15 protein-coding genes are annotated in these 16,296 nt (G+C 57.4%); 4 read left to right on the forward strand and 11 right to left on the reverse strand.

Annotation, left to right across the window (positions count from 1 at the left end; translation table 11 throughout):
* Entirely contained in the window at positions 1-1,965 is a 1,965-nt protein-coding gene (locus tag FKP33_RS10120; RefSeq protein ID WP_141334841.1) for a dihydroorotate dehydrogenase, read from the reverse strand.
* Positions 1,966-2,294: 329 nt separating this feature from the next.
* Here FKP33_RS10120 and nagZ point away from each other — a divergent pair, with 329 nt between their 5' ends.
* The gene (gene nagZ / locus FKP33_RS10125; RefSeq protein WP_141334843.1) at positions 2,295-3,506 is read left to right on the forward strand and encodes a beta-N-acetylhexosaminidase; all 1,212 of its coding nucleotides are present in this window, start codon (positions 2,295-2,297) and stop codon (positions 3,504-3,506) included.
* Positions 3,507-3,588: 82 nt separating this feature from the next.
* On the opposite strand, the gene FKP33_RS10130 is transcribed toward nagZ, so the two are convergent.
* Positions 3,589-5,025, reverse strand: a complete 1,437-nt coding sequence (locus FKP33_RS10130; protein WP_141334845.1) for an HD-GYP domain-containing protein — start codon at positions 5,023-5,025, stop codon at positions 3,589-3,591.
* 168 nt (positions 5,026-5,193) lie between these two features.
* Here FKP33_RS10130 and FKP33_RS10135 point away from each other — a divergent pair, with 168 nt between their 5' ends.
* The 3 genes from FKP33_RS10135 to FKP33_RS10145 all read left to right on the forward strand — a co-directional run bounded on the left by FKP33_RS10135 (position 5,194) and on the right by FKP33_RS10145 (position 7,492).
* Positions 5,194-5,448: a hypothetical protein gene (locus tag FKP33_RS10135; RefSeq protein ID WP_127605157.1), complete on the forward strand. Its 255-nt coding sequence runs from the start codon at positions 5,194-5,196 to the stop codon at positions 5,446-5,448.
* A 176-nt stretch (positions 5,449-5,624) separates the two neighbouring features.
* Positions 5,625-5,954 (forward strand): hypothetical protein, encoded by a 330-nt coding sequence (locus FKP33_RS27085; RefSeq protein WP_181410109.1) that lies wholly within the window; start codon positions 5,625-5,627, stop codon positions 5,952-5,954.
* A 164-nt stretch (positions 5,955-6,118) separates the two neighbouring features.
* Positions 6,119-7,492, forward strand: a complete 1,374-nt coding sequence (locus FKP33_RS10145; RefSeq protein WP_141334849.1) for a sodium-dependent transporter — start codon at positions 6,119-6,121, stop codon at positions 7,490-7,492.
* 166 nt (positions 7,493-7,658) lie between these two features.
* Here the strand turns inward: FKP33_RS10145 and FKP33_RS10150 are convergent, their stop codons facing one another.
* The 9 genes from FKP33_RS10150 to FKP33_RS10190 all read right to left on the reverse strand — a co-directional run bounded on the left by FKP33_RS10150 (position 7,659) and on the right by FKP33_RS10190 (position 16,189).
* The gene (locus FKP33_RS10150; protein ID WP_141334851.1) at positions 7,659-8,462 is read right to left on the reverse strand and encodes a sugar phosphate isomerase/epimerase family protein; all 804 of its coding nucleotides are present in this window, start codon (positions 8,460-8,462) and stop codon (positions 7,659-7,661) included.
* 39 nt (positions 8,463-8,501) lie between these two features.
* Positions 8,502-9,332 carry an AraC family transcriptional regulator gene (locus FKP33_RS10155; RefSeq protein WP_141334853.1) on the reverse strand — a complete coding sequence of 277 codons (831 nt, stop codon included), beginning with the start codon at positions 9,330-9,332 and terminating at the stop codon, positions 8,502-8,504.
* 34 nt (positions 9,333-9,366) lie between these two features.
* Positions 9,367-10,602 (reverse strand): NAD(P)/FAD-dependent oxidoreductase, encoded by a 1,236-nt coding sequence (locus tag FKP33_RS10160; RefSeq protein ID WP_141334855.1) that lies wholly within the window; start codon positions 10,600-10,602, stop codon positions 9,367-9,369.
* A gap of 12 nt (positions 10,603-10,614) precedes the next feature.
* Positions 10,615-10,935: a MocE family 2Fe-2S type ferredoxin gene (locus FKP33_RS10165; RefSeq protein ID WP_127605167.1), complete on the reverse strand. Its 321-nt coding sequence runs from the start codon at positions 10,933-10,935 to the stop codon at positions 10,615-10,617.
* A 75-nt stretch (positions 10,936-11,010) separates the two neighbouring features.
* Positions 11,011-12,105, reverse strand: coding sequence for a fatty acid desaturase family protein (locus FKP33_RS10170; RefSeq protein ID WP_127605169.1), 1,095 nt, complete (start codon positions 12,103-12,105; stop codon positions 11,011-11,013).
* A 287-nt stretch (positions 12,106-12,392) separates the two neighbouring features.
* Positions 12,393-13,571, reverse strand: coding sequence for an NAD(P)/FAD-dependent oxidoreductase (locus tag FKP33_RS10175; RefSeq protein ID WP_127605171.1), 1,179 nt, complete (start codon positions 13,569-13,571; stop codon positions 12,393-12,395).
* Between the two features lie 29 nt (positions 13,572-13,600).
* Entirely contained in the window at positions 13,601-14,020 is a 420-nt protein-coding gene (locus tag FKP33_RS10180; protein ID WP_054797213.1) for a helical membrane plugin domain-containing protein, read from the reverse strand.
* A gap of 356 nt (positions 14,021-14,376) precedes the next feature.
* Complete coding sequence (locus FKP33_RS10185; RefSeq protein WP_141334857.1) at positions 14,377-15,597, reverse strand: multidrug effflux MFS transporter; 1,221 nt, start codon at positions 15,595-15,597, stop codon at positions 14,377-14,379.
* A gap of 136 nt (positions 15,598-15,733) precedes the next feature.
* Positions 15,734-16,189 (reverse strand): MarR family winged helix-turn-helix transcriptional regulator, encoded by a 456-nt coding sequence (locus FKP33_RS10190; protein ID WP_127605173.1) that lies wholly within the window; start codon positions 16,187-16,189, stop codon positions 15,734-15,736.
* Positions 16,190-16,296 lie beyond the last annotated feature (107 nt).

Genomic DNA, 16,296 nt, shown 5'->3' on the forward strand with positions numbered 1-16,296 from the left:
TTAAGCGTCTTGCGTCTGCGGGCTTCTCATCAGATATGGATAAAGCAGAATCAGTCCGGCGACATATAGTGCCAAAGCAAACAACGCGGGCAGCAGGTGCCAGAAATCGGTGTATCCGATACCGAGATGAACGCCGAAGCCCGCAATAAACCCGGGAGCCCCGCCCACAAGCAGCGTCTTCCACTGCCAACGCTCGCCCTGCTGCAGGCCCCAGAGCGCCATAATAAGAAGCGCCAGCGCATCGGACAGCAGCGCTCCGCCGAAGCCGGCGCGATCATGCGCGATGAGCGGAATGAGATGCGGATTGGCCGCCTCAAGCTCGGCCGGCGTAACCTGCATGAACGCCAAATCCTCCGGCACGAACACCTGCGTCATGCCGACAACGGCGATCGTGATGGCGCCGGCTGCGAGGGCGAAGCCCAGTACGACGAAGCAAAGTTGCCCCCACATCGCCAGCCGCCACACGCGGTCATTGCGCCTGTTCACCGGCTTGCGGTAAGGCCGGTCCGGATTGTTCCGCATGGACAAGACGAACATCGGAAGCAGCGCCGCAGCCGCGATGGCATGAAGCGGATCGAAGTACCCGTAGCCCAAATATAAGAAAAAGCTCGAGAATCCGACGACGCCGGAAACCGCCAAAGCGGTTTTGCTCCAATGCAGCCCGTGCTGGAGTCCGTTCGCGGCGATTTGGTAATACAGGATGCCGATCGAGATCATCGTCCCCGCCAGCGTAATCCGGTCGTGCGACATGAAGTGCAGAAGGTTGGCGTTGATCCGCGACAATTCTTCGAGATCCATGCCTAAATACGCTTCGTCGTAAGGCAGCAGCACGGTCGTCGTCGCCACAAGCCACGCCAGAATACCGCCGAAGATCATCCCCAGCCCCAGCAGGCACATCCAGCCCCAATGCTTCCAGAACGACGGCGGCAACGGCTCGGGTTCCCCGCGGATTTTCTCGTAGAGAACCGCCTCGTTCACCCGCTTGGGCAAGCCCGGTCCGGCGTACACCAGACCGCTGTGCAGCAGCACGTAATCCGCCCCAGCCCGCATCAGGTCGACCGCATCCTGCGGCTCGTGCACCCCGCCCGCTGCTTTCACGGCAAATCCGTTCACGTCCCGGCTGCCCAACCGGTCGAAGCTTGAGCCGGGGCCGAGCACACGGCGGATCGCCCGAAGCTTCTCCAGCGCCGCCGCTTTGCACGCCTTGCCGATACGGACGCCGCCGCCAGCCGCGGGAAGCGCTTCCCCGACAACGATGCCCGCCCATGCCGATCGATCCAGCCGCTCCAGCAGCCGCTCCAACTGCTCGTTCGGGTAGTCGAGCGGAACATATAGAAACAGAGGCCGGCCGGCCTCCGCAGCGCCCGGGATGCGCTCCAGCAGCGCCAGCGCCTCCTCCGTCCCTTCGCAGTCCCGCAGCACATCGATGTAAAAGCCCGCCGCTCCAGCCTCGGCCAATCGCGCCCGCAGCAGCCGCAGCTCTTCGAGCGCCCGCTCGCCGCGGGTACCGGGCATCGGCGCGATGCGCACCAACTGCGGCAGCGTGTGCCCCGGTTTCGCGATTCGGCGGGCGGCCGCCTTCAGGCCGGGGTTCTCCGCGTACGCCGGATAGACGATCGATTCCGCGGCAGCCTCGCGCACAATCGGCTGGCCGCTGCGCACGGATGAAACGGTCACCGGGCCCACTTCCATGAAGCCGAAGCCGAACTGCGACATCGCCTTGTGAGCCGTCCCTTCCGGATCCAAGCTGCCGGATAATCCGACAGGCGTTGGGAACGTTAGCGCGGTTACGCGGCTCTCCAGCAGCGGCGAAGGCTCCATATGCCCTAACGTGCGGATAACGAAGGCGCCTCCGGGCAACCGGCTCAGCCGCCCCATCGCGCGAAGAGTCAGCTCGCGTGCCAGCCGGGACGGGAGACGGAACAGCAGCGGGCGAAATATCGTTTGATACGACCAATCGGGCATGACGGCCACCTCTTTTTTCCGAGATCTAGTTAGAAACCGTAACCAACACATCATCCTTATACGTTCCATTTTAACAAATAACGGGAACGGCACAAAAAAGAAAATCGCTTGGGCTTCAAGATCGAACACCGCAACCTCGTACATTCCTTCTCCGTCTAGGGGTAAACGGATGGATTCCGCAGAAAAGCCAGGTAGGCGATGCCGCGTCATGCCGTCAAATGGTTTCGCCGGCATCCGGCAGGGACGAAGCTGAAGCATGGTTGCAGGAAAATTACGGCATACTGGTTGGTAGGTTGAAATAGGCTGCGGCCTAAAAAGGAGGGCTTCTTTTGCGGCAATGGCGTCACTTTTATCGACTTGGTCTTCTCTTGGGGTGCCTCGGTCTGGCAGGCGGGTGCACGGGCCCGCAGAACGACGTCCCGCCGCCTCCCGCCGCGACGCCCGACCCGATTCATGCACAAATCCAAAGGATGAACACCGACGAGAAGATCGGACAGCTGCTGCTGATTGGTCTGGAGGGGAGGACGCTGGACGCGCCGGTTCGCGAGCTGATTGCGAACCGGCATATCGGCGGAATCATTCTGTTTAAACGCAATGTCGGATCGCTGGAGCAAACCATCGGCCTTCTCAACGCCTTGAAGGCGGCGAACAGGTCGAATGCCGCTCCGCTCTTCTTAAGCGTCGATCAAGAGGGCGGCGCCGTCAGCCGGCTGCCTGCGGCCTTCGCGGCGCTGCCGGACAACCGTCACATCGGGCAGGCGAACAATCCTCAGCTGGCGAAGCGTATCGGGGAGCTGCTCGGGGAAGAACTGCGTTTGCTGGGGATGAACATGAATTACGCCCCGGTGCTCGACGTGGACAGCAACCCGGACAACCCGGTCATCGGTCCGCGATCCTATGGCGCCAGCGCCGCTCTCGTAGCCGACCTCGGCACGCAGGCGATGAAAGGCATGCAGGGGGCCGGCGTCGTGCCGGTCGTGAAACATTTTCCCGGTCACGGCGATACGGGGGTCGACTCGCATCTGGAGCTGCCGGTCGTAAGCAAGCCGCTCGAGGAGCTGCGCAAGCTGGAGCTGCTTCCGTTCCGGCGTGCGGTGCAAGAAGGCGCGGACGCGGTCATGGTCGCCCATCTGCTGATACCGGCACTGGATAACGCCGCCCCCGCCTCCTTCTCGGAGCCCGTTATCGACGGACTGCTTCGCCAGGAGCTCGGGTTTCAAGGCGTGGTCATGACCGACGATTTGACGATGGGCGCGATCACGAAACACTTCGACATCGGCGAAGCGGCCGTACGCACCATCCTGGCCGGCGGCGATCTGGTCATGGTCGCCCACGGCGCCGACCGCGTGCTGCACGTCCTCGATGCGCTGAAGCAGGCGGCGGCGGACGGCACGCTGACGGAGGAACGCCTGAATACGAGCGTCTCCCGCATTCTCGCACTAAAAAAGAAATACGGCCTCTCGGACAAAGCCGTCTCGACGCCCGACCCCGGCACGCTCAATGCGGCTATCCGCAAGCTGCTCGAAGCGAACAACCTCTGATCCGGGACTCCCTGAACCTGAAGAGCCCCGCACCCGAATGGGAGCGAGGCGCAGCGCGGGAGTATGGAGCCCGGGCCGGGAGTCAAAGCACGGGAACCGTCTTTTCTTCCGTTACGACTTGAGACGGATACTGATACACGCTGGCGTCGCGTTCGCATAAGCGGACCCACGCGTCCACACAGCCGGGGTCGAAATGCGTCCCCCGCCAATCCTTCAAGAACCGCATCGCTTCGCGATGGGACATGGCTTGCCGGTACGCGCGGTTCGACGTTAGCGCGTCATACACGTCGGCCACGGCCACAATGCGCGCCATCAGCGGAATCTGTTCTCCCCGCAGACGGTCGGGGTAGCCGCTGCCGTCCCATTTCTCATGATGCCAGCGGATGATGCCGAGCTCTTCTTGCATAAAACCGAGCGTACGGCACATCTCGTAGCCGCTCACCGGATGCAGCTCGATCACGCTTCGTTCCTCGGGCGTCAGCCGTCCCGGCTTGTTGAGAATCGCATCGGGAATATTGATCTTCCCGACGTCGTGGACGATCGTACCCTGCGCCAGAGCGCGCAGCTCGTCCGGCCGAAGCTGAAGCTCCTCCGCCAGTTTCAGGGCATACATCGTGACCCGGAAATTGTGTCCGGCCGTATACGGATCCTTCTGTTCGGTAGCGGCCATAAGCGCTTTCACGCTGGGCGAGATGCTGCCGGTAATCCGTTCGATCGGGTCGCTCGTGTACAAAGCGCGAATCGCATCGGCCAACGACCGGTTGGATGCATACTGGCGGATTAATCCGGCCACCATGACGATCATGGAAGCAAGCAGCAGGAAGTGGTACAGCCACCAGCTCGCGCGCCATATCTCGCCGGTCACCATAATGAGCTGGGCCACGATTAACCAGCCGGAGCTGTATACGATGGCGATTTGCAGCGGAAACCGCGAATACAAGTAAGATTGATAATAGCGGTACATGACGATCCCGTTCAAGGCGATCGTGAGGGCGACCATCGCCCCGTTCAGCGGATGGACGTTCAGCGGAATGAACGCGGCCGTGTGCGGAAACAGCATGCCTGTCACGCCCATGACGGCAAGCGCCGCCGTCCAAGCCGGAATAAGCCGTGACTGGTGCTTGGACAAAACCCTCACGAGACGATGATCGGTGGAGAATGCCGACAGCCACAGCCAGAAGGAGGCAAGCAAGACACTCATTTGCGCGGCTATGCCCGGCAGTTTAGTGGCGTGAAGGATGAAATTGGGCGTCGACAAGCCATGAACCATAAACAACTCGGCTATGGAGACGAACGATAACGCCAAGAAGCTCACTTTAATATTCCGCAGCCGGCTGCCGGCGACGCCTACAGCGATAGCGATCACCAGAGCCAAGCAGGCTACAGCGCTGACGATATAGAAGTGCCCCCTCGGCATGGCGAAATGCCCGTCGATGGAAGCATGACTGCGTAACAGCAAATACGCCGCATACGGCAAGACGATGCCCGCCATAGGCCCTAAGAGGCTGCGATAACGCATGGAACGGTCTCCTTCCCCCTGCCAAAAGTCCCCAAGATTCATGCCCTTATTCTAACATAAAGCGTTATATTCGAACATGCCCCGGCTTGCTGAAATGGCTTGTACAATTTCATTGCATTTACAACTTTTGCATCAAATCCGGGCATTATAGGGGTGGAGGTGTTGGCGTTGTCTTCTTATGTTTGCAGCGTGTGCAACGGTCTGGAGGCGCTGGGAGGAAGCTGCCCGTCCTGCCGTCAAGCGGCGGAGGACCGCGGGAGGCTGAGCGATTATGACGATCCGTATTCACCTTACCGATCGATCGACGATATGAAGCTGACGAACGGCTTCGCCGATCTCGAACGGCATCAATGCGTCCATATGGCTTACTGTCCCGGCTGCGGCGCCACGTTTACCTTATCGGTGCAGGAGCAGGAGCGTTAGTCCGGGGAGGACAGGAGCAAGGCGGTCCGGTCAGGACGAACGATCCTTCGTCTCCCCTCGGCCGGGCACAAGAGGACAACTGTCCACCTTCCCGGCTGCCCGCGCCGTATGACCGAATGCCCGAAACGGCTTCCACCCCCCCTTCATTCCCATCATCGAAAGCATTCTGCGCAGCCATGAACCGGTTAGAAATCCAACCGCCGTATAGACGGACCGGAAACGCCGTGAACGGCAGCGGCACGAGCGAAGCGAGCGTCAGCTTCCACGAGACGAACACGGTCATCGGCACGAGCAGCATCGTCATCCGCAGATCATGCCCCATCAACCAAGACCGTATCAGGCCGCTCCACGACGAACGAGCCGCCGAACAGGTCGTGGCCCCAACCCTACGAAACCACGTACACGATAACGGTAATGCCGCCCAACTGCAGCAGCGCGCGGTTCGGGAATCCCATCATCTTCATCTTGAGGTCTCCCCTTTTCCGCTGATGAGTCAGCTTGGATAATTATGTAAGATTTTATTGGAATGAAACCCCATATCAATGGTTCCTGGGACGAATAAATGGTAATCATAATTTTTTACTTTTCAATTAATGCGCCATTGGTTAATATATTTGTTGTTGCTATTAACAGGATTCTAATTTTATAGAAAGAAAGCAGGGTTAATGACGTGAAAAAAAGCAAGGTTTCCCCCTCTTTAGACAACCAGCCCGCATCTTCTGACCGCTTTAGCTCGTCCGGCTTTATTTTAACCGCCATCGGCAGCGCTGTCGGACTCGGCAACATGTGGAAGTTTCCCTATATTACCGGACAATACGGAGGGGCGGCCTTTTTCCTGCTGTTTATCGTGTGCTTGCTGCTTGTCGGCCTTCCGGTTCTGATCGCGGAAATGACGATCGGGCGCAGCGGACGCGGGAACGCCTCGTCGTCGTTCTTCCTCTTGTCGAAATCCAGAACATGGGGCGCTTTCGGCTTTGTTTCGGTATTCGCTTCGTTCATGATCATGACGTTCTACGCCGTCGTAGCCGGATGGACGATGCACTATGCAGCGCTGTCGTTCACCGACAGCTTATATGCGGACAACATGTATAAGGAGCGCTTCGTATCCTTCACCTCGGGGTACGTTCCGCTGTTCTGGCAAGCCGTCGTCATGATCATTACCGGCTGGGTTGTGGGCAAAGGGATTTCCGGCGGAATCGAGAAATTCAACAAAGTGCTGATTCCCGGACTCGTCATCCTCCTGCTTGGACTGATGATTCGTTCGCTTACGCTTCCGAACGCGATGGCCGGCGTCGAATTTTTCCTCAAGCCGGATTTTAGTAAATTGACCGCTGAATCCGCCCTGGTGGCGTTAGGTCATGCCTTCTTTTCGTTATCGCTCGGGATGGGGATCATGATCACCTACGGCGCATACACGCATAGGAGTCAGTCGTTGAAGGGCGCTACACTGGCCATCGGAGCGGGGGATTTGATTTACGCATTCATCGCCGGGCTCATTATTTTCCCGACGTCGTTCGCCTTTGGCATTGAACCCTCGCAGGGGCCTGGACTCGTATTTATGGCGCTGCCGGCCGCTTTCGCCGCGATGCCGTTCGGCCAGTTGTTCGGCGGGCTGTTCTTCGTGCTGTTAGCCATCGCTGCGCTGACGTCGGCCGTCTCCATCCTGGAAGTGCCGGTTGCTTATGCGATGGGCAAATGGAACTGGTCGCGCATCAAAGCCACGACGCTGGTCTCGGCCGCTTGCTTTGTGCTCGGCGTTCCTTCCGCACTGTCGGCCGGCGCCATTCTCGGCGGCTTTACGATTGCGGGCAAGCCGATTATGGACCTGATCGAATACGTGGCGTCCAACGTGCTGCTCCCGTTCGGCGGCTTGGTCGTCACGCTCTTCGCCGGATATGTGTGGACAAAGTCCGCCAAGGAAGCGGGGCTCGACGGCTTCGGACACAAGCTGCTGATGTTCATGCTCCGCTACGTGTCGCCGCTGCTGACGCTGCTCGTCCTTCTGTATACGGCGGGCCTATTCGACCGGTTCTTTAATAAATAAAATGCGCAAGCTTAAAAGAACCGTCCGGCCCGGACGGTTCTTTGACGTGCGTATTGGCCAAGCCCTGCGCGATCCATAGCGGAGCCTGATTGTGCGATGGATGGCTTGTCGCGCGTGTCACCGGCCGGCCTTGTTTATTGGGTCAGGGTCAGGTTCAGCTTAACTGTCAGCCGAATTGCCGCATGAACCGATCACGGAACCGTTGGCCCATCGCGTAGCATATTTCCCATAAATCAACGACAGGCTGACGGGTGAACGGCAGCGTGTGCATATATCCCGGCGGTCCGAACTCCGGTGTAAACGTCAATATCGGACGTCCGGCGGATTGATGACGGGCGCAAATTTCGTCCCACCATTGCTCGTGCTTCAACAAAGCATATTTGTATTCAGGCGCACGGAAATCGGGCACCTGGGGCCCCTGCTCATAACCGACTCTGCCATGAATGTGGATGGCATGACGCATCGCGAGGGACAAGTTATCCGCTTGGTCCGGCAGCATGGACTCGCAGACACAGCACCAATGGCTGAAATCGGCTACAAGATGGAGGTCCGGCAAATCCCGAAGCAAGCGGGCCGTGCTCCATGGCGTAAACATCGCCCGGCCCCGATGGGTTTCGTGACCGATCGGAACGCCCAGCTGCCGTTCAAGCCGGATCGCATGCTCGAAGAAAACGAGCTGATCGTCGTACGGCATGGAGTCCTTCGCGCTATGAGAGTTGATTAATTGAGGCTTGAACGCAGTTGCCCGCTGCACTTGCTCTTCGAACGAAGCGATGTGATTCCCCTCCGTATACACTTGCACAATGAGCTCCAGCTGATACTGATCCAGCAGTTCCCTGAAGTGCGACTCGTCCTCGGGGGCGGGCACCGGGCATTCCACCCCGTTGTAACCGGCTTCCGCAATTTGCTTCAGCATCGAGTCCCAGCTTCCCGGCATCCCCCACACGGCTTTGTACATCTTCAATTCCATCGTCTGTTCACTCCCAATCCGGTATCAACACGCACCCGTTCACTCAGCGAGTGTACCTCTCCAGCTGCTGCGACGGATGTCAGTCGGTGTTTTTCCCGAGAAATTTTTAATCATTCTGGAAAGGTGGTACGTGCTCTTAAAGCCGGTTTGTTCCGCAATTTCATCTAACGTCAGGCCCGTGCTTTGCAGCAGCTCCAGGGCGCGGTCCGCTCTAACTTTCCATAAATAACGCATCGGCGTAACCCCTTCGTACTGATTAAAAAGCCGGATCAAGTATTCGGCGGATACATTCGAAATAGCCGCCAGCCGGTGCAGGGTTAACGGATCCTCATAGTTTTTGTGAATTTCCGCTTTGGCTCTTACGACAGAGGGGTGCTTCCCTTTCTCCAGCCATCCGTTCTGACTTTCCGTCTGGTACAGCATAATCGCCGCCACCGCCAGCGTACATCTCAGCTGATCCTGATTGTCCTGCGTCGAGCTATGGGTTAACGATTGTAAGGCGTCGGTCAAGTGGTTCATCGTATCGGACAGCGGAATATATCTCGGCAGGCCCTCCAGCTTCTGTCCAATCTCCGGGTTAGACTCGTTAAGCTGAATATGAATCCAGCGGTGCCGGGTCTCCATATTGTCGGCAAAATAAAACATTTCACGATGACCCGGATGCAGCAAAGCCACGTACCCGGCGGGCACAAAACAGGCCTCATCATCGACATGGATATGTGCGTGTCCGGTATGGACAAGTACGAACTGCAGGTTCGGTTGAATACGCGGCCCCCAGCGCCCGCCAGGGGGATATATACTGGCGCCGGCCGTGGCGTTGTAGACCATGGACAGGAGCTCCCGGTTATCTTCCCAGAAATTCACGGTCATCGCAGCGTTCCCCCTTCTGCTCCTGTAGTAAGGTTCATGCTTGAAGCAGACTCTTCAGCTTCACGTTAGCATTAGCCAAAGCGTCAAGCTCGGGGCTAGCCTGCCGCTCGATCAGCATTTCCCCGAAACGGATATCCTTCGCGATACCCGGGGATCCAATGCCGCTGACCGCGACCAGCCGCCCTTCACCGGACAGATGGAAGTAGAGCTTGCCTGCGGCGCCCATATCGCGTATAACGGTTTTCTCGCCGCTATCCGCCAGCCCCGTTACCTGCAGGGTGAGCTCGTATTGATCGGACCAGAACCAAGGGACGGCGGCATAAGGCTCGGCAGCGCCCAGCATATTCCTAGCGACATGCAGCCCTTGATCCTGCGCATTGCGCCACGCTTCAAGCCGGATGCGCTTGCCTCCATAGAGACGGTGCGGGAAGGAGCAGCAATCGCCCGCCGCGTAAATATCCGGATCGCTCGTGGCCAGCATCTCGTCGGCTCGTATGCCGTTCTCGATCTCAAGGCCGCATGCGGCAGCAAGCGTCGTCTCGGGAATTGCCCCGATTCCGGCAATAATTTCATCGCAAGCGACGATAGAACCGTCGGCAAGGACGATGCTGCGCTCATTGCCTGTGCGCTGTATACGGTCAATAGCGGTACCGAGCTTAAACCGGACGCCGGCCTCACGATGCCGCGCGTCGACGATGCGGGCAATGTCCTCGGGAACACCCCGCATCAGAATGCGCGGGCCGACCTCGATGAGGGTCACGGAGCAGCCCCTCTTCACAGCGCTTGCCGCAACCTCAAGTCCGATAAAACCGCCGCCGATGATAGCGATACGTTTACCGCTTTGCAGCCTTGCACGAAGCGCGAGCGCATCGGAGTAGGTGCGAAGATAGCTTACATGCGATGGATCAGAGCCTTCGACGGCAAATGGCCGCGGGCGCGCTCCCGTAGCCAGCAGCAAGCGCTCGTACCGGATTTGCCTTCCATCGGCAAGTACCGCGGAATGACGATCCCTGTCGATCCGCTCTACAGCCGTCCCGGACAAGAAGCGGATATCATGCCGGGCCAGTATCTCGTTGCTCAGAATAAACACCGGCGACGGCTCCTCCTCCGCAACCAGCTGCTCCTTGGAAAGCGGCGGGCGCTCATATGGCGCCCACTTTTCTTCCCCGATTAACGTAATGGACCCGGCCCATCCTTGCGTGCGCAGCTCGGCGGCCGCCCGCGCGCCGGCCTCGCCGGCCCCAACGATGACCATCCCCAGATCAGTCATAGCACACTCTCCTCAGTCGATCTTGACGAACACTTTATCGGCTTCAATTTTTACGGGATACGTTTTCAGAGCGACGCAAACCGGGGCGCGTTTCGGCTCGCCTGTCGTCACATCGAATCTGCCGTTATGCTTCGGACATTCGATCGTACTGCCCATCACAAGGCCGTCAGCCAAATGAAATTTTTCATGCGTGCAATATCCGTCCGTCGCATAATACTCGTCTTTGTCCGTGCGATAGATGGCGAAGGTCCGATCTTCATGATCAAACCGGATGACGTCCTCATTATCGATATCGTTAACTCCACAGGTTTCGATCCAACCGTTAAGTGCCAAGAGCTATTCCTCCAGAAATTCAGTATTTATTGATGGATATACCGCTTAACTTGCTTGCCGCCGTCCCTTTGCGAGCTAGCCGACCCGTTCCGGAGCCATCGTTCCCGTATCATGGCCGTACTTGTAGGGACGAGCGGTGCTCGGGAGAGGTCGATCAATCGTGTAGGCAGGGTCTTTTCCTTGCTTGATCAGCGCGACGACCACGTCCTTGAGCGCCGCCGGGAAGCTGCGGGAAGCCGGCGGGCAATCGGCCTTGATCTCTTCATGCAGCTTAGCCAGCGCGTGGTAAGGAACCATCGGAAACATGTGATGCTCGATGTGATAGTTCATATTCCAATAAAGAAACCGAAGAACCGGGTTCATATAGATCGTGCGCGAGTTCAAGCGATGGTCAAGAACATCTTCATGAAGGCCCAAGTGCTGGGTCATCCCGAAGAGAAGCACGATAACCATGCCGTAAAAGGAAGGCAGGCCGATAAACATGGCGGGCAAAATGCTGCCCATTTGTATGCACAAGGCGATAACCGATAAATAGATGATCAGGTAAATACGGGCTTCCAGGAAGACTTTCCGGTACTCTGAAGTCGGAATATATTCCAGTTCCTCTTTATCCAGCTTGCCGAAGCAATGGAGGAAAAACTTGTAGAACTCGCGCGGTCCTCCGTATAAGTGAAAGATTTGCATGAAAATGATTTTCCAAATCGGCGGCCGCTCCATCACAATCTCAGGATCCCGGCCCACGATGATCGTATCGGTATGGTGGCGCGTGTGACTCCAACGCTTAGGCGTTGCCGACCTCAGGGCCATGAAGGAGGCGATCTGGTAAACGACTTCATTCATCCACGGCGTTTTGAAAGCGGTTCCATGACCGCACTCATGCCAGCGTGAATCGGAAGGCGTGGCGTATACGATGCCATAAAGCGCGAATGCGGGAATCGCCCACCACGTGCCCCAGCTGTAATAGGCCAGAACCCCTAAAGCGATAACCAAGCCGAACCAAATTAGCGTATCGCGTATGGCCGGCCCGTCCTTTCGCTTCATCAGCTCCTTCAGGCGTTGACGGGGTACCGGACTTGTATACCACTCGGCTGCTACGAGCCCTCTTTCGTACGCCCGCTGTTTCTCGGGACCGACGACACTGTAGTCTCTTCTGGTCTTTGTAGAAGACAACTTGACTCTCCTCCTCTTGATTTGGCTGCCAGGCTTGAGTCCGAATTGCCCGCGGCTGCAAGCCCCATATTTGAATTGATAATCACATCCTCAGAGTACATAATTTTACAGCTCATAGCAATGCATTGAATTGACATCGTTTTGTCTGAAATTGATAAGTTACCCAAACATCCCGAACATCCTTTCTGCCGGTGACGCTCATCCCCTGTTCTCTTAACGTTCCTTTAAACAGAGAAAGGCCCCGCTTCTCTATATGCAGAGAAGCAGGGCCTGCCCGATCGATGATTCTAGTACGCCAAGGTGAACAGTCCGTTGATGTGCGACAAGTAACGCACGTTGCTCGCTTCTTTCATCAACGTCGCCGGCAAGCCTTTCAATTTCGTTTGGTTGCCGCCGATTGTGCCGATTCCGTCTTTGCGGCCAAGGCTCGCGAGCGTTCCGGAGAATACCGGCTCGAACGACTGCATCGGCGCGCCATTATACGACGCGAAGATGTTGTAACCGATCGTTTCGCCCATTTGCCAAGCCAATTGCGCTGTCGGCGGGTATGGACGGCCTTCTTTGCCCATGACAACCGCGCTGTCGCCGGCCACGAATACGTCCGGATGCGACGTCGATTGGAGCGATTCGGTCACGGTTGCGCGGCCGCGGTTCACTTCGATGCCGCAGTTTGCGACAACCGAATTACCTTGAACGCCGCCCGTCCATACGAGCGTGCTTGTCTCGATGACGCTGCCGTCTTTCAACGAAACGGACGTCTCCGTCATTTCCGTAATCGCCACGCCGGTCAGGAACTGCACACCGCGCTTTTGCAAGCTTGTTTGGGCGCGCTCGATCAATTCAGGCGCAAAGCCCATCAGAATCGAAGGGGCCGCTTCTACGCAGTACAACGAAACGTCGTTGAAATCGACGCCTTTCTTCTTACACAGACCCGGCAGCATATCGGCAAATTCGCCGACCAGCTCGATGCCGGTCAAGCCGCCGCCGCCTACGACGAACGTAACGTCCGCTTTATTCTTCGATTGCTTGTAAGCTTCAACCCGCGCTTCAACGTGCGCACGCAGACGGTTCGCGTCGTTAACGGATTTCAGCGTGAAGCTGTGCTCCTGCAGGCCAGGAATGCCGAAGAACGCCGTTTCACTGCCGAGCGCGATGACAAGCGTGTCATACTCGTAGGTTTTACCGCTTTTCAGAAGCACGCGCTTCTCGTCGAGTCCGATCGTTTCGACCGTATCGATGCGCAGATCGATGTTTTTACCGCGAAGCAGCTTCTCGAGCGGAAGCGCTACAGCTTGCTCGCTCAAGTTGCCTGCAGCCAAACGGTGCAGCTCGGTAATAATTTGGTGAGAAGGGAATCGGTTCACGACCGTGATAGTCGCTTCTTCCGCCGTCATATATTTACGCGCCGTCAGCGCGGTTAACAACCCGCCGTATCCGCCGCCTAGAATCAAAATTTGCTTCGACATAGTTATCCTCCGTCCGGTATTGATGCTTCTTAAGATTGACGCTGATTTTGCTGACGCTCTGCCGATACTTCCAGGAACGCTTGGGCAAAACGGAACATCTTCTGCACTTGCGGATCCTTCAGCATTTTAAGCAGACCGAACAAGCCGATAGTCGCCGTTTCCGCTTGCGCACGGTCGCTTGCTTCAATCGCGGTCGCGGCTACGCTCTTAACTTTCTCTTGGATCGGCTTCACGAATTCTTCCATGCCGCCCTTCAGATCGTCGATCAGGACGCGGTCGGTGGCCACATTTTGCACCAAATCGTACGTTTTCGTTAAAAGGGTTACCATTTCGGCCAGCTTCGGCAGGTTGTCGACCAACACCGTAAGCGACTGTTGGACCTCGGGCTTCATCAATTGATCGAGTACATCGAGTGATTCGCGCGAGATCGTTTGCGTTGTTTGTGACATAAGTAAACGTCCTCCTATACTTTGCATAGATGTCCCTTGTGCCGGCTGCCTGTTCTTTTCGAGCGATGGGAGGTTCGTCTTCTTCAAGCCGTCTCTCTGACAAGCTTATCGTCCATGAAGATCCATGACCATCCAATTGTAACATTTTTCACATGCTTGAGAATAAGGCAGTGCCTGAAAGGGAACGCTATATGGACTCTATTATACGACCATTCCCTTCATCTTTGAAAAGCCAATTTCCTACAATTGTGAACATTCTGTTAACACTAATTTCAAGCAGCCGATTCCTTTTTGAAAAAAAAAAAGCGCGGCCGCCGCTTCACCCCCTGGACTCAGCCGCGACCGCACTTCAAACCTTACGCGTTTACCGAACGCTTGCGGCCGATCATGACCGCGTACAGCACAATCGCGCTGACGTTCGCGGCGGCAATGACAATCCCCATCGGGACAGTCGCTTCGCTACCGCCCAGACCGACCAGCGGCGCCACCAATCCGCCGAAGATGAACGACAGCACGCCGAGCAGGGCTGAGGCCGTCCCCGCCGACTTCGCCTGATTGCGCATCGCCAGCGGGAACGACGCCGTTCCGACGATGCCGACGCACGAGACGACGATGAACAGCGGCGGCAGCACGGCGGCCAGCCCCGCTCCGGCGATAAGGCCGACGAGCAGGATAATCCCGCCGAGTGCGGCGAGCACGAGTCCGCTGACGAGCAGCGTCGTTTCCTTGATTTTACCGGCTAGTTTCCCTGTGACTTGGCTGGCAATAATGATGCCAAGTCCGTTTATGGCGAATATGAAGCTGAACGTTTGCTCCGAGACGCCGAACGCATTCTGAAGGACGAAGGGCGATCCGGCGATATAAGCGAACATGGCCGCGGTCACAAGCCCTTGCGAAAGCGCATAGCCCATAAACAGCCGGTCCTTCGCTATCGCGCGCATCGTCGACAGCGATTGCGCAATACCGCCTTGCGACCGGTGCTCGGGCTTCAAGGTTTCCGGCAGCGCGAAGAGGACGGCGATGAATACGAGCACCCCGATGAGCGACAGCACGAGGAACACGCCGCGCCACGACGTGAACTGCAGGAGCTGACCTCCCATAATCGGAGCCAGGATCGGAGCCGCACCGTTCACCAGCATCAGCAGCGCGAAAAACTTCGTCAGCTCCATCCCCGCATAGAGGTCCCGGGCCACCGCCCGCGAGATGACGATACCCGCCGAGCCGGCCGCGCCTTGAATGAAACGCAGCGCGACGAACGCCCAGGCCGACGTGCTGAACATGCACAGCAACGAAGCTACGGTGTACAAGAGCAGCCCCGCCAGAAGCGGCCCCCGTCTGCCGCGCACGTCGCTGAGCGGCCCGGCAAGCAGCTGTCCGAGCGACAGCCCGAGCAGACAAGAGGTAAGGCTTAGCTGCGCCATCGAGGTGCTCGTGTGCAGGTCGCCTTCAAGCATGGGCAGCGCCGGCAGGTACATATCGAGCGATAACGGACCGAAAGCCGACAAAATGCCCAGCACAAAAGCGATCCAGATGCGCCTGGACCGGGCGGGCGCTTGAATAGCCGCAGATGATTTCATGAATGAATGCCTCCTTGATTCCGGACAGTAAACCTAATAACGGAACAGCCGTGCGCCATCTGAGCGGTTGGCGAATTTTCCGGCGGAAAATTGGCGTATAAGAAACCGGGGTGCGAAGTTTCCGTAACCGCAACCGCTAACGCTTCTTCTCCAGCTCCACGTTGTAGGCGCTTAAATATTGGCTGAGCCGCTGAATTTTATCGTCGAATTGCGCAATTTCCGATTCCGGCACCTTCGCAAAAATCAGATCCGCATGCTCGGCAAAATGCTCCCTCCACCGCAGCAGCTGCTCCATCCCCAGCCCGGTTAACCGCACGTACATGATACGCCGATCCTCCTCGGAACGTACGCGTTCGACCCACTGCTTCTCCTCCAGTTTATCGATAAGATTGGAAGCCGCGCCGATCGTAATGCCAAGTACGGTGGCAACGTCGTTAACCTTCAGCGAGTCTTCGTGTTCCAGCTTAAAAACGAGCGCCACGGCGGACGCGGGAACTTCCGCTTCCTGACTTAACAAGCACAGCGTCTGCTTCAGCCCGCGATCCAAATCAAGAAGGCTTCGCCACAAGCGGTTTATAGATTGAGAAGGCATGGATGCTTCACCTCAGAACGGTTCGAATATATTCCATCTTACATGAAACCGTCAGGAAAGGAAAAAGTTTCAGCGCGCGGCATTGACAACGAGACGCAAGCAAGTTA

The sequence above is a fragment of the Paenibacillus sp. tmac-D7 genome (assembly GCF_006519665.1).
In the GTDB taxonomy this organism is placed as follows: domain Bacteria; phylum Bacillota; class Bacilli; order Paenibacillales; family NBRC-103111; genus Paenibacillus_G; species Paenibacillus_G validus.